This is a genomic window from Desulfurococcaceae archaeon MEX13E-LK6-19 (genome assembly GCA_029637525.1).
In the GTDB taxonomy this organism is placed as follows: domain Archaea; phylum Thermoproteota; class Thermoprotei_A; order Sulfolobales; family Desulfurococcaceae; genus MEX13ELK6-19.
Map to the genome: position 1 here is coordinate 768,634 of CP072660.1, position 20,077 is coordinate 788,710.

The following is a 20,077-nucleotide window of genomic DNA, read 5'->3' on the forward strand; positions in this document are numbered from 1 at the left end:
TGCAACAAATAGATCGGGGAAGCAAATATGCCGAGAATTATTGTTGAGTATAAGATGTGGCTTAGAGAAAAAATTGGTAAAGAGTATGAGGAGCTGGAACTGTCTCCTGGAAGCACTCTTGCTGATCTTGTCACGGAACTTGTGAGTAAATATAGTGTATTGAAAAATATTATGGGAGACCACGGCGGAACGGGATTAATTACGTTGGTTAACGGGAGAACGGTGCCAAGTAATTATGTGCTTAAAGACGGTGACAAAGTAATAGTTCTCCCCCCTGTATCGGGAGGTTGAAAATTGAGTAAAAAGAACTACATCTTGGTTACATGCAAAGCCGGTAATGAAGAGTGGTGTGAAGAAGAAGTAGGTAATGTACTCTATATTCTAGACCCTGAAATCAATATTAAGCGTACTAAGTACAAGGGCGTGCTTATTGTTGAGACAAAAATTGATGTCGATAAAGCGTATAGGATGCTTATTTCAAGAGAATATGGTTTTGTTAAAAGAGTAATCCCATTCCATATAGTGACGAGACCTGATGTAAACGAAATTACTGCTCTTGTCAAAGAGCTTGTTGAAAAACAAGGATACAAGGGGCCTGTTAGACTTCAGATAGTATTTCGCGGCATACGTGGGCTCAGTAATATTCTCTGGAATAAATTGAAGAGAGAACTAGCAGCAATCGGTGTAATTATTGATAGAAATGCAAAGAAGTGTATATACATAGAGTCTGTAGATGAGCTTGTGGGTATAGGTTTTGTTGACTGTTGGCCTTCCTAGTTTGTGGATTATAGAGTAGTAATTATTTTATACATTTCATTTCAACACAGTTTAAATAGGCTGCAGTAACTAGTGGGTCGAAAGTATGGCTTGGGAGATTATAGAGAAAGAACTTGAGAAACCATCTGTCTTTAAGGGTAAGGAGAGTCTTGCTCCCGAGTTTCTACCTGATAAGCTACCGCATAGAGAAGAGCAATTAAGGGAACTCGTCAACAGTTTCAAACACCTAGTTACGAGTCCTGGTAGTTTTTCACAAAAAGTACTCCTCGTGGGTAGTGTTGGTACAGGGAAAACAGCTACGGCACGTATTTTCGGAAGAGACTTTACGAGACTTGCTAGGAAAAGACACATAGACCTTAGGTATGTTCATGTCAATTGTCACAGGAATAGAACATTATATAATGTTATTCTCGAAATGGCTCGCCAACTAGAGGTTCCATTGCCAGCTCGTGGGTTATCTGTACAGGAGATGTACTCGGCTATACTGAGTTATTTGGATGAGCAAAATACTTATGTTATTGTGACGCTGGACGAATTTGATTACTTCGCTAGTATCGCTGGAAGTGATTCAGTATACTTCCTTGTAAGAACGTATGATGAATACAGTGATTTCATGAAGAGACTAAACTTCATATTCATAACTAGAAGTACATCGAGTTTGTCATTACTCGATAGTGCAACCGAGAGCTACTTGCTTAAGCACATAATTAGGTTCAAGCCTTATACAAGCAAAGAACTCTACGATATATTATCATATAGAGCACAACAAGCGTTTTACGAGGGTGTTGTCGACGATGAAGTTCTAAGGTTTATCGCTGAGATAGAAGGCGTTGATAAGGGTGGCAGGGGTAATGCTAGATTTGCTCTTGAGCTTCTGATGCTTGCTGGTGAAGCAGCAGAAAATGAGGGCTCGCTCAAAGTAACCATAGATCATGTGAGGAAAGCGTTTTCAAGTATATCACCAGAAGTAACCATGGTCTCAGAGGCAATTCTCTATCTGCCATTACACGAGCTAATCCTACTGTGGGCTATTGTGAGGCTTCTAAAGAATACCAAGAAGCCCTATGTTAAGATCGGTGATGTAGAACGTGAATATATTATGTTATGTGAAATGCTTGGCGAAACCCCGAGAAAGCATACACAAGTATACGAGTACATAATGAATTTGAAGAGAGCATCTATTATTGAGGCGAGGACCAGCGGCAAAGGACAGAGAGGAAGAACAACACTGATAAGCATAAGGTATGGTCCCCTAGATGCACTGGAACGCTTTGTAGAGGATCTTATTAGGAAGAGAAAAATAGAGTCCAAGGGTGGCTAAAATGGAACTTGATGAAAAGCATAAAGCCATACTCGATGTTTTGAGCAGATATGGAGAAATAAACGCCACGAAAATAGCTAGGCTAGCTGGACTACACTACAGGATAGCTTCTAAGAAACTTTCAGAACTAGTAGAAATGGGTATTGTTGAAGAACGGAGATTCGGTAGACTCAGGCTTTTCAGAATAAAGGGTAAACTATTATGAAGAAAATAGCCCTGATTATAGCATACAACGGCTCTCTCTATAAGGGTTTTCAGAGACAACCCCATGGCGAAACGGTAGAGAATAGTATCGAGCAGGTTCTCGTAGAAAACAACGTTATACCAAGTGGTTTTTCAGATGAAGAAGTTGATTACAGTAGTTCTGGAAGAACAGATAGAGGAGTTCATGCTGTTTACCAAGTAATATCGTTTAATTCATTCAAAGAACCAAGCAAAGTCATCGAGATAATTAATAGAATGCTTTCACCAAGGATAACTGCATGGGGTTATCTCGATGATGTTCCATGGGATTTTAATGCTAGACACTGGGCTAAAGCAAGGGTATACCTCTATTATCTTGGAAAAAGATTTTTTGGCCGAGAGGATATTGTGTCATGTATTGATTATGATAGAAGACTATCCGTTGTCCCACGGCAACTAGTTTTCGGCAACTCCTCTGTACTGCTATTCAAGTCATTTGGTTTCAAACGTAGTGAAATAAAGCATATCATTAACTGTCTTACTGGTAAACGAGGGTTCATTCCCGGAAATCTGTGTCTCGTTTACGTGGGCTATCCTTTCAAAACAGTATTGTATCATGAATATCTTGTGGAGTTTCTAAAGGAAAACAGTGAAGTTAAAATTTTTAGGTTTCTTCTAGAAAACAAGCAGTTCCTGGATCAGCTTCTCTTGTATTTTCTATAGTATCTCAATACCTCTGTTGCACGTGGTCCGGCGAGGTATTTTACCATATCCTCTGTTAAGTCATAGCCTAGAGCTATTCTAGCCGCGTACTCTGGGTTGTTTTGAAAGATTACGTGTAGGAATGGTATTACATCAGATTTTACTGTAGCCCTCGATGTATGTAGTCTTGATGCGAGTGCTCTCGCTAATCCCTCTCTTACTTCACGTGCCTTCTTGGTCTTGGCTAGTAGCGTTATTTTTTGTGGGAAACTGAACTTAGCCCATTTATACTTGTATGTTGTTCTAGCAAAAGCCACACCGGGACCAGCTAAATCGAATACGTATGATAATAAGTCCCAGCTTCCACTCTTCCTTATTCTTCCTAGGTAAACGTCTGCTCTGCTTAGTGCCTCGAATGCTTTCCAGATTTCCTCGGGGTCACTGTAGTACTTCGGGATATTCTCGTTTATCCACTCAAGTAATGTTTCATAGTCTAGATTCGCCTGGGAAACAGCGGCTTTTGCTTGCCATAAGTATCTTGCATTGAATAAGTTGCGGAGAGCTTCGAATGGATTGTATTCCCTGTTTCTATATGTGACTAGGTTTTGTACAAGCTGGAGAGTTACTTTACCATAGCCTTCTCCCACAGCCTGAAGATCGTTGATAGCGCTTCTCAGGTCTCCTTCACTCCTCTTGGCTATGAATCTTAGTGCCTCGTCTTCACACTCTAGTTTCTCCATCGCACAAATCTTCTTCAGTACTCTATACACATGAGTCTCACTTAGTCTATTGAATGCTATTAGCAATGCTACGTCACGTAGAGGTTTTAACTTCGGGTCCCATGGATCGTTTGCCGTCATTACTATAGGGAACTTCGATGTCTCTATGAGATACAGTATTGCATCTAATGCACCACGATCAGCTGTACCGGATATGCCGTCTACCTCGTCTAAGAGAATTATTTTTCCTCTAGCAAAGAGGCTTCTCTGTCTTGCAGCTATTCCAGCTATTCTCTCGATATCCTGCTTCCTCCTGAAATCACTTGCATTCATTTCAACAAGCTCTAAGTTGAATTCATGAGCTGCTGCTTCAACAAGACTTGTTTTACCACATCCTGCTGGACCGTATAATAGTGCTGCTTTTTTCGATGGTTTCCCTGCTAGCCATGATTTGAGCCAGGCAATGAATTGTTCCTTGGCTTTATCTTGGTTCACTACGTCAGCTATTTTCTTTGGCCTATACTTTATTATCCACGGTATTCTTGTTGGAGGAGGCATTGTTACACCTTGAATTTCTTACCGATAAAGGCTAGTCTTGCAAGGAACGCGCTCAACTGTATTTCGTCATCAGCTCCTTCTACTAGACGGAACTGTATTTCGCCAGCGTAATCGGCTATCATTACCTTGTATTGTTCAGGTAGTTTTATCTCATCGCTAAAGATCTCTCTATGTATTTGTTTTATCACGTCTAGTCCCGATAAACCATAGTTTATCATTAGCTCGCGGAGCTTGTTTCTTGCTGCCTCGAACTCGCCTGCGAGTGCAAGCTTAAGCATTTCTCTGACTTCTCTAGGGTGCGCAAGACCTACGACTTTGTATACAGCTTCAACAGTTATTCTACCTAATGCAGCGGCTGCTTGCAGTACATTGATTGCCCTTCTCATATCGCCTTCGCTTACCTCGTATATTGACTCGAGAGCTTTCTCATCGTACTCGACATTCTCTTGGTCGGCTATCCACTTCAGCCTAGCTATAACATCTTCTTTCTTGAGTGGCGTGAATCTAAATACGGCACATCTACTTTGAATAGGTTCTATGATTTTGCTTGGATAGTTGGCTATGAGAATGAATCTTGTTGACGCAGTGTACATTTCCATGAGTCTTCTGAGGGCTTGTTGTGCATCAGCAGTCATGTTATCGGCTTCGTCGAGCAGTACGATTTTGAATGGTATGTTACCGGGCACTCTTGTTCTTGCGAACTCTTTTACCTTGCTTCTAATAACATCTATACCACGCTCGTCACTAGCGTTAAGCTCTAGCATATATCTCTGATAGTCTTCACCATAGAGGTCGTGTGCTAGACAATGTGCAGCAGTAGTCTTCCCTGTACCCGGTGGGCCTGCAAAGAGGAGATGGGGCATATTCTTTTCTTCAACAAACTTCTTAAGCCTAGCAACAATCTCGTCTTGATTAACTATTTCATCAAGTGTCCTGGGACGATACTTTTCAGCCCAAAGAAGTTCAGCTAAAACTTCACGAGAGCTCATGACGGTTACACACCTATTAGGCTATAGCTATATCTAGATTAAAAGGAGACAAGTCTTTATACTCTATGGCCCTAGATACTATGTGCTCGGGCATGGTGTCCATAGTGGAAGGACAGGAAAATCTTGTGTCTCGCTTAATGAATATTGGGTTGAGGATTCTCTTTCGTGAATACGAGGAGGAGTATGTGAGGGCTATTATTGTAGAAGACATAGGCAAGATATTCTTACCGGAAGGAGTTGTAGAGCTTGTTAAGGGGAGCGAATACTCCATACCGAGATGGGTTGCAAGAGAGCTTGCTAGAAGAGGTCTTGTTGAAGTAAAAGATGATGGTATTGGGTTGGAGAGACTTGCGAAAATCACTTATGGTGAGGAAACTACCACTAGGAGAATGGCGTTTGAGAAACTACATCCCTACTTTTACCACATGGTCAAAGATGAGATAGAGAGTTTGTATAGAGTTCTAGAGGAAGAGAAGAAACCAATGATTTTGGCTGATATAAACAGATACGAAGAATACTTATCTAAGATTGGGAGGATTAGGGTTAGGAAGCTCATAAATCTTCTTCTCATAAAGCCTCCTCAAGACCTTATGAACAAGTTGTCTGAAGAAGAAGTAATGCTTTATAGAATGCTTAAGGACTTGTTGATGAAGTGGTTGATTAGCCTAAGAATAGAAAAGGGTACTTAGCTTCTTACTATCTCGGTTAGAGAACCCTAGTCTGGGGCATATTGTAATGGAAATAGGGGAGACTACTGTAGCTCAAGTCGAGGGTTTGCGTATAGAAGACATAAAAGAGAAGTTTAAGGAATTCTTCAACTCCTTCATAGACCGTAGAACAGGTGTGTTCAAGTATCGTGAGAGACTAAATACCATGGCAGTTATGAGCCAAAGGAGTCTAGTCATAGATTTTGATGACCTAGTTGTATACGATATGGAGCTTGCACGTATAGTAGAACTTTATCCCGATACAGCTATTGAAGCAGCTAGTCAAGCAATAAAAGAACTGTTACTAAAAGAACACCCTGATTACGCTGAGACTGTAGAGAAGTTCTATCCTAGATTTAGGGGTTTACCGAAGACCATTAGGATAAGAGATCTTGGTAGCGAGTATATTGGTAAGCTTGTGGCTATCGAGGGAATTGTTGTACGTATGACTCGTGTCGAAGCAAAAATGATTAAAGCGAGATTCAAGCATGTCGACCCTGAGTGTGGCAACGAGTTTGATTGGCCTCCATTTGGTGAACTTGGCGAACGTATTGAGAAACCACCTATGTGCCCTATATGTGGTAAAACAGGAAAGTTCCAGTTGTTGATGGAGAAATCAAGGTTTATTGATTGGCAGAAAATTGTTGTACAGGAAAAGCCTGAAGAGATTCCTGCTGGTCAAATGCCACGTAGCATAGAGATTATATTGACAGGTGATCTAGTTGACTCTGTTAGACCGGGTGATAGAGCTACTGTAATTGGTATACTGAGAGTCCTCCCGACGGCGGCATCGAGTAAAGGTAGTGGGAAAGCTGTTTTCGAGCTCTATATAGATGCCAACTATATTGATGTCCAGCAGAAAGTCCTCGAGGAGATAGAGATCACCAGGGAGGATGAAGAGAAGATAAAAGAAATGGCTAGAGACCCATGGATAAGAGAGAAAATAATTGCTAGCATAGCACCGTTCATCTATGGGAACTGGGATATAAAAGAGGCAATAGCTCTCCAGCTCTTCGGTGGTGTACCAAAAATACTTGAAGACGGTACTAGGATCAGAGGAGATATTCACGTATTATTGGTAGGAGATCCAGGTATAGGTAAGTCTATGCTACTCCAGTATGCTGCAAGAATAGCGCCTAGAGCGGTCTATACTAGCGGTAAAGGCACGACTGCAGCAGGTATAACAGCAGCAGTACTGAGAGACAAACAAACAGGAGAATACTATCTCGAAGCAGGAGCCCTAGTAATAGCTGATGGAGGACTAGCAGTAATCGATGAGATCGATAAAATGAGGCCAGAAGACAGAGTAGCCATTCACGAAGCGATGGAGCAGCAGACCATCAGTATTGCTAAGGCCGGTATTGTTGCTAGACTTAATGCTAGAGCAGCTGTTCTCGCGGCTGGTAATCCCAAGTATGGTAGGTATGATTTTGAGAAGACTATTGCTGATAACATCAATTTGCCTCCAACGATTCTATCACGTTTCGACCTCATATTTATCATGAGGGATGTCCCTGATGTTGAGCAGGATAGGAGAATGGCTCGTCACATACTTGGCGTGCATAAAGATGTTGAGAAAGTGAAGCCCGTTATTCCGCCGGAGATGCTCAGGAAATACATTAGTTATGCAAGGAGATATGTTAGGCCAAGACTCACGGAGGAAGCTAGGAAGCTTCTAGAAGACTTCTATGTTATGATGAGGAGAAGTGGCGGTAGTAAATCACCAATACCTATTACAGCTAGACAACTAGAGGCACTGGTGCGTCTAGCTGAAGCCCATGCTAAAATGGCGTTAAAGCCTGTTGTGACTCTAGAGGATGCTGAAGAAGCCATAAGGCTTATGAGTAAGATGCTTAGTACCGTTGGCATTGATGTTGAGACGGGTAGAATCGATATCGATACATTAATGGTTGGCAAACCTAGGAGTCAGCAAGAAAAAATGAAGCTATTCATGGAGATCTTTGATGAACTGGCCAAGAGTAGCCCCGACGGAAGAGTAAAGATCAAAGAGCTTGTTGCAGAGGCGAAAGAGAAAGGATTACCTCCAGACTTCGTGCTAAAGATTGTGAAAAGAATGCTTAGGACAGGAGAACTCTATGAACCAGAACCAGGTTATATAGCTAAGGTAAGCTGATATAGTCTAGAGATCGGTAAAAATAGTGATCAGTGGGGCGAAAGAAGTTTTCTTCATCGCATAATGCTCGTTGCTGGAACGCTTCTTCATCTAGTACCAGATAAATTTAATAGGTAAACACCTCTCTTAAACACTACGAGACACCATAAACAGGCTGGTGGAGAATATGTCAGAAGAAGTAAAGTATGTTGTCAAAGTGGGTGAAAAGGAGATAGAAATTAATGAAGAAACACTCAAGATCATAAGACAATATTTACACACACCAATGAGTCTCGAAGAATTAGCAGAAAAACTTGGTCTCGATAGCTGGGACGAAGCCTACGAGTTCATAAAGAAAGTACCAGCATGGATTATATGGACACCCCCAAGTCTATGGAAATACCGTATAAAATGGATAAAAGAAAAAGAAGCAAGCCAAGAAGCCTAGGTTCTCTTCTCAACAAATTCCAGATTATCTCCATGCTCTATAACTTGGGTTTAATGTTTAACATCAAGATACTCTAGTTTTAATTACAGTGAAGAAGCTACAGGAAGCATAATTTAGAAGAGTGGGTATGGGGCCGCGGGGATTTGAACCCCGGGCCACGGGCGATCCGGGAACCCGCCTGGCAGCGGGGAATCCCCCCAGGCCCGCATCCTGCCAGGCTAGACGACGGCCCCTTCTTGTTCTGCCTTCACTAATATTAAGTGAGGACTTATAATGCTAACTCTCTATCGACTATTTATATGTGTTGATTAGCATGTTTTGATGCCAGTTATTTATAGAATGCTTTTAACTCTTTCTATGGTAATACCTTTTATCAATTATTACAAATACTACAACTGTATTACCAGAGTTTATTGTAGTCCTATAAGGAGGGTTTCGCTGTTGTTTAAAGGTACTACTTAGACCTGTCTTTAACTAGGTTTCTGCAAATAGGTAATACCGTTGGTGGTTGTGGAGAATGCCAGTAAGGTACGTATGTAAGCACTGTGGGTATTTATTATGGGAATTCAAGCATGTTGGCCAAGACTGTTATGGCTTGCCTTCTCCAAGCGAGATAATAGCTTTCTATGGTGGTATTTGCCCTAGGTGCAAGAGAGAGTTAAGCAAACCAACTTTAAGAGACATAACAATAACGGTAAGAGGTGCTAGTTTGCCTGAACAGCCTAGGGAAGTCTATGAAACAATACCCGGAGGTAATCAACAAGCTCCAACAAGTATTCCAGGGACAAAGTCTCCTTATACTGCCGAAGTTTCTTAACAACAAAATCCTTGTCTACATATTGTCTAACAGGTAAAGGTGATCTAAAGAATAGGTATGATGCAAGAGAAGTAGCATTATGGGGTTTACTACGATATTTAGCTGATTCGAAATCTATGAAGTAAGGCATGTTAGTAGAGTTTTTTACAATAACGTGAGAAGACGGTCTATTAAGTTCTGTGTGGTCTATACGGAGAGTATCGAGAAGCCATGCTCGAGTAAATAATTTTTTAACGAATACTAGGAAATTACCGGTGTCAATAACCTGTTGTAAATACTCAGTAAAACCTGTGCCATCAATGTACTCCATAATTAGTATGTCGCGTGACCAGAAATAAGGCTCTGGGGCTATATCGTATGGTTTTAAGTATTCTAAAATAATTGCTTCATGTTCTAGTGTTTTTCTTCTAGAATCAAGCCTCCTTATCTTGGCTACTGCTTTTCTTTTACCCAATTTAACTAGAACAACAACGCTACTCCAGCCTTTTCCTAGAACCCTGAATCCACTTATTTTCTTACGTCCGACTTCGTAAACTCCATCAACACCAATTCTCCTAAGAAGACTAGTGATCAAAATAATTCTTTCACTACATTCTTTCGTGGTATAATCCCGTAGGGGATAGCATATTATCGTTTTTATGAACTCATTATTTTCATCTAGAGTATGCAGTACTTCATCCAGTTGCTTTTCCGTAGAACAATCTTTGTCAACCATTTCAATACACCCTTGTCTCTTGATGCTAGAACATATAATCCTTCAATCGTTGTTATGATTGGCATGGTCTTCTTGAAATCAGGTGCAACATTGTACTCCATAATTCTCTCCACAAGTATGTCTAGGACATAAGAGTATCTACGGGGAGACAGGGCAGCAAGAATTCCGTCTTCAGTAATCCATGGACCTGCTACGGCTTTGTTTAGGTGTTTTCGTATGAAGCTCTCGGCTCTATTAGTAATATGGTATGGCGGCCCTTCGTAGTACTTAAGTAGTGGGGCACGTATTCTCTCTAGTTCAACACCTATTATTGCGAGGTTCTTCTCGTTACTCCAGGTAGAAGAATAAATTACTTCAAATCCATAGTTTTCAAGGAGCTTGACTAGTCTATCCCTAATCCTATCTATTTCACCCCACAAAACATCTGGAGGAAGATCCTTTGTAATAGGAAATAGTAAAAACAGCAATTCCCTTTCACTGCTATCCAGCTCCACTATGAGATCACTATATGGAACAGTATCTTGTTTTTCGAAAAAGAACTCTTCACTAGGGTTCATTAAGTAGCAACGAGAGGCTAGAGAGAATATAGCTAGCGACTTAAGTGATACAGATGCGGCAACATTTCTTTCAGGATCAACAGGATCAGGTGCGTAAATTACTGCGTCAGGATATTTCCTCTTTAGTCTAGAAAAGATCTTTTTAATGTCTTGACCATTAGTTTTTCCAATAGTGTTTATGAATACGGGGGGTCTCCACTTTGATGCGGCTTCGAGTACTTTCCTGAAACTACCATATGTTATGACTAGGATTTCTGTGAAGTATCCAGAGAAACCTTTTACCTTAACTTCAGCACCATAGACACCTATGTTCTTCATGAACTTCTTCAGGAGACGGACATGATCTCTTTTGTCTGGCGGTAAATTCTCTAGAACGTATTTTGTGTGGAAGGGCGTTCTATCTACGGCTGTTCGTATATCCTTGGTATCAGTTATCTTGATTGCTGGGACAATATCGGCTTCTACGTCGTCAATGAAAACACGTACATAAGGATGTTCAGCATAACGGACTTGATAGGAACCTATCTTCTTTGCGGCCTCGAGTAGTATGGTAAACCCCTTCTCTTCAATATCTTCTCTACTCCAATTGCTGGGAAATAATACAAAGACATCAAGATCACGTTCACCGCTGAGCCAAGTGTCTTTAGCGATACTGCCTTGAAGAGAAGGCTCTGCTTCGACACCATGTTCTCTGAGGGTTTCCTCTAGAATAGACTTTATTTTATCGTAAATACTATGTATTTTCTTGTATTCTTCTAGTGAAGGCTTTATCTTCTTTAGAATGTTTTTCTCTAACTCGCTTAATTCTTCGGCAGACATTACTCGACAGCCTTGATAACACATATATCGTTGTATATTGGACCGCTTCTGGTCAGTATACTTCTCTTAACTTTCACTTTATCAACAACTAACTCGCCAAACTCGGTATTCATAAATTGTTCTATCGCCTTGATCAGTGACTGCAGGTTCTTTGATGATTTAACTCTGGCAAGAGTTATGTGTGGCACGAATTTCTCTCTTACTGGAGGGATACCTAAAGACCTTAGGGTCTTCTCTATTATATCATGTAGTTTAACTAGCTCTTCAGTACCTCTTGATACTCCCGCCCATATGACTCTTGGTCTCCTTATATTGGGGAAGACACCTAATCCCTCGATCTTTATTGTAAACGGCTTGAATTTGAGTGTATTAGTTAGTGCATCGCATATCTCCTGTACCTTGGTCATCGGTATTTCTCCTATGAATCGCAGTGTGACGTGTATGTTCTCGGTGGCTACTGGTTTGAGATCAGCTTTTGTTCCTACAAGATAGTCTCTTACTTCAGCTAGCTTGGATAAAACATTATTATCATCTATATCAACGGCAATGAATGTTCTAACGAGATTCATCACTTATAGTCCACCATACTATTTTCTATGGTGAATAGAAACAAACGGTTCTCCCAAAATACTTTTCTCCCCTTGTCATGATCTATGTAAGGTGGTTTTGGGCGAGGTGTGAACGATATTGATTATGGCCTGTATAGTTGGAATGCCTGGTAGCGGAAAGAGCATAATTGCTAAGGCAGCAAGAGACCTGGGGATTCCTGTCTACAATATGGGGGATGTCGTCAGAGAAGAGACTATGAGAAGATATGGTAAGATAACGCCAGAGTTGATGCGGAAGACAAGTATAGAGCTGAGAAAAGAGTACGGACCTCAAGTAATTGCTTTGAGGACCATAGAAAGAATAAAGAAGGATAAGCATAATGGCTTTGTTGTGATCGATGGAGTTAGGAGTCTTGATGAAGTAAATGTCTTCATGCAGCATGGTGATGTAATAATAATAGCAATACATGCCAGCCCAAAAACAAGATTCAGGAGAATACTTGAGAGAAAAAGACCTGGAGATCCCACGTCATGGGAGGAATTTAGAGAAAGAGATTTGACTGAACTCAAGTTTGGCATAGGGAATGTGATTGCTTTAGCAGACTATATGATCGTCAATGAAGGAACCATTGAAGAAGCTTATAAGAGAGCTAGAGAAATACTAGAGGGGCTCCAGAGACATGTACGTGAAGGTAGAAGCTGAAGTAAGACCTACAGAAGATGTAGAGAAGGTAAAACAAGCTGTACGTAATGTGTTTTCCGGTAAGATAAGAGTAGTTGATAAAGGGAATGGATACCGTGTTGTTGAAGGAGAGAGCTATAGTGCACGCTCACTCATAAAGATCTATGAGTTGATTAGAATACAAAGGATAATGGATGCTGCAAGGAAGAAGCTGCAAAAAGGAATGAGCTATAATACTATTGTGTTTAAACTACATAAGCAAGCAGCGCTTGCCAACAAGCTCTCGTTTATAGATTATGACAACGAGTCTCCTTTGGGTCCAATATTATTCTATATAGAAACAAGTGACCCAGAGAAATTGATAGATTGGCTTGCACCAAAGACTAGTATGGGTAAACCTTTATGGGAAATTAGTATGCCTGAAGACTAGACCATTAAGATCATGTAATCATTTGCTACTACAACATTTCTAAAGAACCTATAGGAGTCATAAAACAAGAGATCGGTATCATCGTATCTAGCACTAATATGGGTTAAGACAAGGCGTTTCACGTTAGCCGCCGACGCGGTTTTAGCGGCGTCAGCCGAGGTAGAATGGCCTTGTTCATGTGCTTCCCTCGCCATAGAACTATCAAATGTTGCTTCATGGATTAAAATATCTGCATTACGTGAGTATTCGATAACTGTATCAGTTGGTCTGGTGTCTCCAGTATAGACAATAGTTTTGTTCTTTACATCAATCTTGAACCCATATGCTTCAATTCCGTGGTCAACTGGGAATGCGGTTACCTTCACGTTATTATCCTCGTAAACCAGCTCGTGAGGTTTTATCTCATAGTACTTTATAGGGAATCGTAATCCTCCCGTACTCTCCTTAACCATTTTCGCAAGTATTTCTTTGAGTTTACTCGGACCCACGACTACCAGTTCGTCTTTACGGTTAAGCATGTGCATTGACTGGAGCATCCCAAAAAGACCTAGGAAATGGTCGCCGTGAAGATGCGTTATCAATATAGCTTTTATTTTCACGACTCCAAGTCCTACCTTAAATAATCTTGCTTGGCATCCTTCTCCTGAATCAAGCAAGTATACACTACTATTATGCCTTAACGCAATACATGGGAGACCTCTATTCAATGGTACAGCCGCACCTGTTCCCAAGAAGTATAGTCTTGTTCTCATATCTTCATTGCCTCATACACTATTCTCGTTAGAGCACTATGTACGTACATGTAGTATTTCCTCCGTAGAATAAACCCTTTATCACATAGCACTTCATCAATATACTTTTCAAGCCATACGGGAGCCATGAACACCATGTATCTTTTACTCAAAAGAATATTGCTAGCATTACTTATAAAATCCATGTAAAGCTTCTTCACGTCTTCACCATAAGTACTAGCAGACCTACCATAGGGAGGATCGGTTGCTATGGCATGAACATGTTTCAATTTAGCGGCACGTGCATCAGATAATATTATTTCAGAGCCAAGCATGTGGTAGTGTTTTAGATTAAGCCTTGCGCCTTTAACTATATCCCAGTTAATATCAATACCTATAGGCTTCCCGCCTACTAGGTATGCTTCTATAACTATACTTCCAGTGCCACAGAATGGATCCAGGAAAACCTCTCCAGGTCTTAGTCTCGATAAGTTGACTAGAATTCTCGATAACTGGACAGGCATGGCTATACTTCTAAAGAAGGGTCTTAATGAAGGTTTTCTCTCCATAAAGCTCTTGGTATCAAGCTTACCTATTACACGACCCAATAGTATGACTCCATCTGTTGCAACTAATGACAGTCTAGTCCTGGCCCTGCTATGGATTTTGCGGCAGATTCTTCTCGCAATACTTAATCTCATCTTATCAATGTATTCTTTTCCAAAACCTTTTATGCTCTTGGAATCAACCCAACACTCGTCAAGAAGCTCGTTGAAAAAACTCATGGCGTCAGAGACTATTTTTTCTTCTAAACTACTTTCATCCATACTGTAAATGCTTACTATTTCACCAGCTTCTTTTATTGAGCCAGCTCTCCTGATGATCTCCGCTATTATGTTATCACAATCTTTTATTTTAATTATTCTCAATTGGGACAAACTTGTTTCTTTTGAAATATCTATATCATATATTTCAAAGAGAGCATTGAGTTCTCCTTCCGATAAGCCGTAGTATGTTCCTGATAGTATAAAGTAGTATGTTTTCTCCTTCATTATCGCGTATTCACTCAGATAATGGTTTTAATCATATCTACTATTTTATTGCTTATATCGACTACTTCTATGATGCTTTCAGTGAACTTTTTATTCAGAGTATTTGCTGTAACCAGCTTCTTAGCACCAGAGCTCTTGATCTTATCCATGGCGTTGCCTACGAGTAGGGAATGTGATGCGGCGAGAACAACACTTTTTGCCCCGTTTTCAAGGCTTTTCTTGGCGGCAAGAGCTATGGTGCCTCCTGTACTTATTATGTCATCGATTATGATGACATCTTTTCCTTCGACACTCAACTCCTTGGGCTCAACGGATACTTCGCCTGTTACACGATCTCTCTTCTTGATCAAGTAATCGTATTTAGCACCAATTGCTTCCGCGGCTATTCTAGCTCTTTCTAAAGCACCTTTATCTGGTGCAAGCACTATTGGAGACTCAGTATACTCTGCAGCCTTCTTTGCCAGCACATCTGATACCATTATGTTTATAGCACAGCCATTGAATTCTCTGAGACTAAGAGGGTTATGAACATCGATGGTTAGCAGACAATCGGCGCCAGCATTCCTCAATGCCTTAAGCATCACGTTTATACTAACAGGCTCGCCTTCAAGAAACACTTTGTCTTGCCTGCTATAAGCGAGATAAGGTATAACAACGATAACCATTGATGCACCAGTGTTTCTGAGAGCATTTGTGAGAAATAGTGTTTCTATCCAAGACTTGTTTTGCTCAGGGTAGAGGGTATTCACGAGTATAGCGCATGAATTCCTTACTATGTCGGGCTCACTTATTCTGACATAGAGTTCGCCGTCAGGGAAAATCTTTTCCTGTACAGTAACTAATTGTGCGCCAAGTTTCTCCGAAATAGGTTTAGCTAAACCTGGGTCACTGGGACCAGCTATTACAACTGTTCTACCAGCTGACATACACTGGCACCTCTTTACAATGTTTAGACAAGTGTTCATCTGTGCTATAGAGTTTTTGTTCAAAAAATAATAATGGTCTAGTAGACATAGTATTCGTAGAAACGAGGGAAGGTATTCTATATGATGGAGAGAGAATTATTGAAAAGACCTGGAGTAGCTGAAGCAAGACTATGGGAGGATCTCGGTGAAGGAAAAATAAGATGTTTACTTTGTCATAGGAAATGCGTCATACCATCCGGTACATATGGTGCCTGCGGGGTCAGGTATAACTACAATGGACGATTATACACTCTTGTCTACGGGCTTTTGACTGCGGCAAATCCCGACCCCATAGAGAAAAAACCTCTCATGCATTTCAACCCAGGCTCAAACGTATTCTCGATCTCTACTGCGGGCTGTAATTTCTTCTGTAGATTCTGCCAAAACTGGGTTCTAAGCCAGACGCGTAGGGATAAATTGTTTGGCGAGCTCTATACTCCCGAGGAAGTTGTTGAACAAGCTATAATGACTGGATGCCAGGGAATAAGCTACACGTACAATGAGCCAACAATATTCTTCGAATTCATGTACGATACAGCGAAAATAGCGAAGCAAAAAGGATTATTCAACACCATGGTTACAAACGGGTATATGAGCGAAGAAGCAATTAAAGAGCTAGGCCACTACATGGATGCAGCAACAGTTGACTTCAAAGGTGCAGGTAACAAGGAGTTCTACAAGAAATTCATAGGTGTAGATGACCCTGAGAAAATATTTGATTCAATACTAGCTATGAAAGAACAAGGCTGGTGGATAGAAATAACTAACCTTGTCGTACCAAAGTACGGTGATAAGGAAGATGATATGAGAAGACTTGCTAGATGGATTGTAGAGAATCTTGGGGAAGAAACTCCATTCCACCTACTGAGATTTCATCCCGAGTACCTGCTACAAGACCTTCCTCCTACACCACGTGAAACCCTAGAAAAACTAGCCAAAATAGCTGAAGATGAAGGTCTAAAACACGTCTATATAGGTAATCTATGGGGTCATCCTAAAGAACACACATACTGTCCAAATTGCGGCGAGCTGGTTATAAGAAGATATGGATTCTACGTCGAGGAGTGGAAACTTACCGAGGACAATAGATGCCCCAAATGCGGATACAAGTTAAACATAAAGGGGAAATACCATAGACCGCCAAGACCAAGATTCCTTCTTTAATTAAGGAACTTGATTTATATAGTGCAGTAGAATTTGGTATTTATCAAGTAATACTTTTTGTGGCTGGTGTACATAGATGACGTACTATATTATAGTTTTAGGGACTGCTGGCTCTGGAAAAACCCATTTGACCGGTACTTTACAGGGATGGCTTGAAGACTACGGGTTTGATGTTGCAGTAGTGAATCTTGATCCTGCTGCTGAGTGGTTACCATACAAGCCTGATGTTGATGTACGTGAGTATGTTGATGCAAGAGAAGTTATGGAAAAATATAAGCTTGGTCCCAATGGAACACTAATAGCATCAACAGATCTTATGGTAACAAAACTTGACGAGATATATGATGAAGTGAATGCTTTGAGATCTAATTATGTTATAATAGATACGCCAGGTCAACTTGAAGTATTTGCTTTCAGAGAATCGGGACCTCTCATATTAAATACTATTATAGGGGAATCCAAGGCAGTAGCATTATTCCTCATAGATATAGTCTTTAGCTATAGGCCAGCAAGTCTTCTATCAGCTTTCCTGCTTGCAGCATCTATTAATGTGAGGCTGGGTAAACCACAAATTAATGTATTGACGAAAATAGATCTTGTATCAAAGGATGTTGTCGAGAAAATAATGGATTATATAGAAGACAACGAGAAGTTTATCAATGATCTGTCTATGGACAAAACAGTAACAGCCTTATGGAGTAGAGGAGATCTAGAATTCATTCTACCGAAGATAATAAGCCAGGAGCTTATACCTGTTTCCTCTGTCACACGTGAAGGATTCGATGAACTCTACGCTATGATTCAGCGGATTGTTGCCGGAGGAGAAGATTACTATACAGAAGAGCCTTCACCTATACTCTAACATTTTTCAACAGGATCTAAAATATTATCTGACCGTTTAACAAATATATGCCATCTGCTATTCTTTCTAAATGGAGGTTGACTAAGTCTTGGCGGCTGGTTCAGCTGGTCTCGAAGCATTCTTTAACCCAAAGAGTGTTGCCATAGTTGGTGCTACACCAAAAGAAGGCAAGGTTGGTAGAATAATTCTTGAAAACTTCATAAAGAGATTTAAAGGCAAGATCTTTCCAGTCAATCCCAAATACAATGAAATACTTGGATTAAAGTGCTATCCGACAGTCAAAGATATTCCTGAACCCGTAGACCTTGTAGTCATAAGTATTCCAGCACCAAGTGTACCCAAAGTTCTAGAGGATGCCGGAGAAAAAGGAGTCAAAGGAGCAATCATAATAAGCGGAGGGTTTAGGGAGACCGGCACCGAAGAGGGAAGAGCTCTTGAGGAAAAAGTTGTTGAGATAGCTAAGAAGTATGGAATAAGAATAATTGGGCCTAATTGTCTAGGTATATACGATAACTGGACTGGTGTTGACACGTTCTTCCTTCCAGACGAGAAAATGAAGAGGCCAAAGAGAGGACTAATAAGCTTCATCAGTCAGAGTGGTGCGTTTGCGTCAGCTTTACTGGATTGGATGGCCTACAACAACATCGGGATATCGAGAGCAATAAGTTATGGTAACAAAGTAGATGTAGATGATGTCGATCTAATAGAGTTCCTTGGTAAAGACGATAAAACCGGAATCATAGTCATGTACATTGAGGGAATAAAGACTGGTAGAGGAAAATTATTCCTAGAAAAAGCCCGTGAGATCGCTAAGAAAAAACCTATTGTTGTATTCAAGGCAGGCAAGACAGCTAGGGGAAGCCGTGCAGCCGCGAGCCATACAGCAGCTCTTGCTGGCAACTATTCTATATACCAGGCAGCATTCAAGCAAGCAGGGATAATAGAGGCGCTTTCCTTCGACGAGATAATGGATTTTGCTAAGGTATTGTTAACACAGCCTTTAATGAACGGCAACCGTGTATTCGTTGTAACTGATGCTGGCGGGATAGGTGTTATGCTAACAGATGCCCTAACTAAAGAAGGCTTCGAGCTACCTCCAACACCAGACGATCTAAAGAAAGAGCTCAGAGAGGTACTCCCACCACACTGTATAGTCGAGAACCCAATAGACTTAACAGGAGATGCTGACGACGATCGATACAGGATAGTTCTCGAGAAAATACTCCCCAAGCCATATGTTGATGCAGTAGTTGTTGGTGCACTACCACAAATACCAGGTATGACAAAGAAGATTGTAGACTATTTCGTTGAGTTGAAGAAATACGGTAAACCAATGATCATCATTAATATCGGTAGCGAGGAAGCAGAGAAATTTAAAGTTGAATTAGAGAATAAGGGTATACCCGTATATGAATCGCCCGAACGCGCGGCACGTGCACTGAAAGCACTTTACTTATACTCCATGTATAGAAAAAGGTGGTCGCAATGAACCCCCGAGAAATAATAGCAAAAGCTCTTGAAGAAAACAGGACAAAACTTCTTGAACATGAAGCAATAGAGATAATAAAATACTATGGAGCCCCTGTTGCCGAGGCACTACTCGCGAAAACACCTGAAGAAGCTGGAGAACTTGCAGAGAAAATAGGGTTCCCCGTAGTCCTCAAGATAGTCTCGCCCGATATAAGCCATAAAAGTGATGTAGGCGGCGTAATTGTTGGTGTTAATAGTAAGGAAGAAGCTATTGAGAAAGCCAGAAAGATCCTAGAGAATGTCTCACAGAAAGCACCTGGAGCAAGGGTATCAGGAATACTTGTCCAGAAACAAGCTAAGCCTGGTCTCGAAGTAATTGTTGGTGGCCTCCGGGACAGCGTTTTCGGCCCGGTGGTGATGTTCGGACTCGGCGGTATCTTTGTAGAAGTACTTAGGGATGTATCATTCCGTATAGCACCTATATCAGAAGAAGAAGCGATAGAGATGATGAAGGAAATAAAGGCTTCTAAGATACTTGAAGGCTATAGGAATGTGCCACCAGTTGACAAGAAAGCACTTGCTAAAGTAATTATTGCAGCAGCTAAGCTACTCGAAGAAAACCCTGAAGTAGATTCGCTAGATCTAAACCCTGTAATAGCCTACCAAGACGGAGCACTTGTTGTTGATGCACGTGTGATATTGAAGAAAAAGTAGTAAAGGTTATTTTCTTCCTCCAAGTTCCTTTATT

22 protein-coding genes and 1 tRNA gene are annotated in these 20,077 nt (G+C 40.9%); 14 read left to right on the forward strand and 9 right to left on the reverse strand.

Going from position 1 to position 20,077, the window contains the following annotated elements; all coding sequences use genetic code 11:
- Positions 1-27 precede the first annotated feature (27 nt).
- From J4526_04385 to J4526_04405, 5 genes are all read left to right on the forward strand, one after another.
- Positions 28-291 carry a MoaD/ThiS family protein gene (locus J4526_04385; GenBank protein ID WFO76080.1) on the forward strand — a complete coding sequence of 88 codons (264 nt, stop codon included), beginning with the start codon at positions 28-30 and terminating at the stop codon, positions 289-291.
- 3 nt (positions 292-294) lie between these two features.
- Complete coding sequence (locus tag J4526_04390) at positions 295-777, forward strand: hypothetical protein (GenBank protein WFO76081.1); 483 nt, start codon at positions 295-297, stop codon at positions 775-777.
- An 85-nt stretch (positions 778-862) separates the two neighbouring features.
- Positions 863-2,098, forward strand: a complete 1,236-nt coding sequence (locus tag J4526_04395) for an ORC1-type DNA replication protein (GenBank protein ID WFO76082.1) — start codon at positions 863-865, stop codon at positions 2,096-2,098.
- Between the two features lies 1 nt (position 2,099).
- Positions 2,100-2,303, forward strand: coding sequence for a hypothetical protein (locus tag J4526_04400; GenBank protein WFO76083.1), 204 nt, complete (start codon positions 2,100-2,102; stop codon positions 2,301-2,303).
- Entirely contained in the window at positions 2,300-3,004 is a 705-nt protein-coding gene (locus J4526_04405) for a hypothetical protein (protein WFO76084.1), read from the forward strand. Before J4526_04400 ends, J4526_04405 begins: the two co-directional genes overlap by 4 nt.
- Here the strand turns inward: J4526_04405 and J4526_04410 are convergent.
- Positions 2,980-4,260: a replication factor C large subunit gene (locus J4526_04410; protein WFO76085.1), complete on the reverse strand. Its 1,281-nt coding sequence runs from the start codon at positions 4,258-4,260 to the stop codon at positions 2,980-2,982. The genes J4526_04405 and J4526_04410 overlap by 25 nt on opposite strands.
- 2 nt (positions 4,261-4,262) lie before the next feature.
- The gene (locus tag J4526_04415; protein WFO76086.1) at positions 4,263-5,249 is read right to left on the reverse strand and encodes a replication factor C small subunit; all 987 of its coding nucleotides are present in this window, start codon (positions 5,247-5,249) and stop codon (positions 4,263-4,265) included.
- 92 nt (positions 5,250-5,341) lie between these two features.
- On the opposite strand from J4526_04415, the gene J4526_04420 reads away from it, so the two are divergent.
- The 3 genes from J4526_04420 (at position 5,342) to J4526_04430 (ending at position 8,517) form a co-directional block, all read left to right on the forward strand.
- Positions 5,342-5,938 (forward strand): DNA replication complex GINS family protein, encoded by a 597-nt coding sequence (locus J4526_04420; GenBank protein ID WFO76087.1) that lies wholly within the window; start codon positions 5,342-5,344, stop codon positions 5,936-5,938.
- Positions 5,939-5,984: 46 nt separating this feature from the next.
- Positions 5,985-8,090 (forward strand): minichromosome maintenance protein MCM, encoded by a 2,106-nt coding sequence (locus J4526_04425; protein ID WFO76088.1) that lies wholly within the window; start codon positions 5,985-5,987, stop codon positions 8,088-8,090.
- 166 nt (positions 8,091-8,256) lie between these two features.
- Entirely contained in the window at positions 8,257-8,517 is a 261-nt protein-coding gene (locus tag J4526_04430) for a hypothetical protein (GenBank protein WFO76089.1), read from the forward strand.
- Between the two features lie 128 nt (positions 8,518-8,645).
- Here J4526_04430 and J4526_04435 read toward each other — a convergent pair.
- The 4 genes from J4526_04435 to thpR all read right to left on the reverse strand — a co-directional run bounded on the left by J4526_04435 (position 8,646) and on the right by thpR (position 11,994).
- Positions 8,646-8,750, reverse strand: a tRNA-Pro gene (locus tag J4526_04435).
- Positions 8,751-9,239: 489 nt separating this feature from the next.
- A complete protein-coding gene (locus tag J4526_04440) occupies positions 9,240-10,049 on the reverse strand; it encodes a hypothetical protein (GenBank protein ID WFO76090.1) in 810 nt (269 codons plus the stop codon).
- Positions 9,992-11,425, reverse strand: a complete 1,434-nt coding sequence (cca, locus tag J4526_04445) for a CCA tRNA nucleotidyltransferase (GenBank protein WFO76091.1) — start codon at positions 11,423-11,425, stop codon at positions 9,992-9,994. Before cca ends, J4526_04440 begins: the two co-directional genes overlap by 58 nt.
- The gene (thpR, locus tag J4526_04450; GenBank protein ID WFO76326.1) at positions 11,425-11,994 is read right to left on the reverse strand and encodes an RNA 2',3'-cyclic phosphodiesterase; all 570 of its coding nucleotides are present in this window, start codon (positions 11,992-11,994) and stop codon (positions 11,425-11,427) included. The genes cca and thpR overlap by 1 nt, the downstream gene beginning before the upstream one ends.
- A 118-nt stretch (positions 11,995-12,112) precedes the next feature.
- On the opposite strand from thpR, the gene fliE reads away from it, so the two are divergent.
- Both fliE and J4526_04460 read left to right on the forward strand, forming a co-directional pair.
- On the forward strand, positions 12,113-12,676 hold the full coding sequence (gene fliE, locus J4526_04455; GenBank protein WFO76092.1) for a flagellar hook-basal body complex protein FliE: 564 nt from the start codon (positions 12,113-12,115) through the stop codon (positions 12,674-12,676).
- Positions 12,654-13,085 carry a hypothetical protein gene (locus tag J4526_04460; protein WFO76093.1) on the forward strand — a complete coding sequence of 144 codons (432 nt, stop codon included), beginning with the start codon at positions 12,654-12,656 and terminating at the stop codon, positions 13,083-13,085. The genes fliE and J4526_04460 overlap by 23 nt, the downstream gene beginning before the upstream one ends.
- Here the strand turns inward: J4526_04460 and J4526_04465 are convergent.
- Genes J4526_04465 through J4526_04475 form a run of 3 tightly spaced genes read right to left on the reverse strand, consistent with a single transcriptional unit; the run spans position 13,082 to position 15,794 of the window.
- Positions 13,082-13,837, reverse strand: coding sequence for a ribonuclease Z (locus J4526_04465; GenBank protein ID WFO76094.1), 756 nt, complete (start codon positions 13,835-13,837; stop codon positions 13,082-13,084). The genes J4526_04460 and J4526_04465 overlap by 4 nt on opposite strands.
- A complete protein-coding gene (locus tag J4526_04470; GenBank protein WFO76095.1) occupies positions 13,834-14,868 on the reverse strand; it encodes an RNA methyltransferase in 1,035 nt (344 codons plus the stop codon). The genes J4526_04465 and J4526_04470 overlap by 4 nt, the downstream gene beginning before the upstream one ends.
- A gap of 14 nt (positions 14,869-14,882) precedes the next feature.
- Entirely contained in the window at positions 14,883-15,794 is a 912-nt protein-coding gene (locus J4526_04475; GenBank protein ID WFO76096.1) for a ribose-phosphate pyrophosphokinase, read from the reverse strand.
- A 123-nt stretch (positions 15,795-15,917) separates the two neighbouring features.
- Here J4526_04475 and amrS point away from each other — a divergent pair, with 123 nt between their 5' ends.
- From amrS to J4526_04495, 4 genes are all read left to right on the forward strand, one after another.
- Positions 15,918-16,997, forward strand: coding sequence for an AmmeMemoRadiSam system radical SAM enzyme (gene amrS / locus J4526_04480; GenBank protein ID WFO76327.1), 1,080 nt, complete (start codon positions 15,918-15,920; stop codon positions 16,995-16,997).
- Positions 16,998-17,073: 76 nt separating this feature from the next.
- Positions 17,074-17,859 carry an ATP/GTP-binding protein gene (locus tag J4526_04485; protein WFO76097.1) on the forward strand — a complete coding sequence of 262 codons (786 nt, stop codon included), beginning with the start codon at positions 17,074-17,076 and terminating at the stop codon, positions 17,857-17,859.
- Between the two features lie 88 nt (positions 17,860-17,947).
- Complete coding sequence (locus J4526_04490) at positions 17,948-19,348, forward strand: CoA-binding protein (GenBank protein ID WFO76098.1); 1,401 nt, start codon at positions 17,948-17,950, stop codon at positions 19,346-19,348.
- A complete protein-coding gene (locus tag J4526_04495) occupies positions 19,345-20,043 on the forward strand; it encodes an acetate--CoA ligase family protein (protein WFO76099.1) in 699 nt (232 codons plus the stop codon). The genes J4526_04490 and J4526_04495 overlap by 4 nt, the downstream gene beginning before the upstream one ends.
- Positions 20,044-20,077 lie beyond the last annotated feature (34 nt).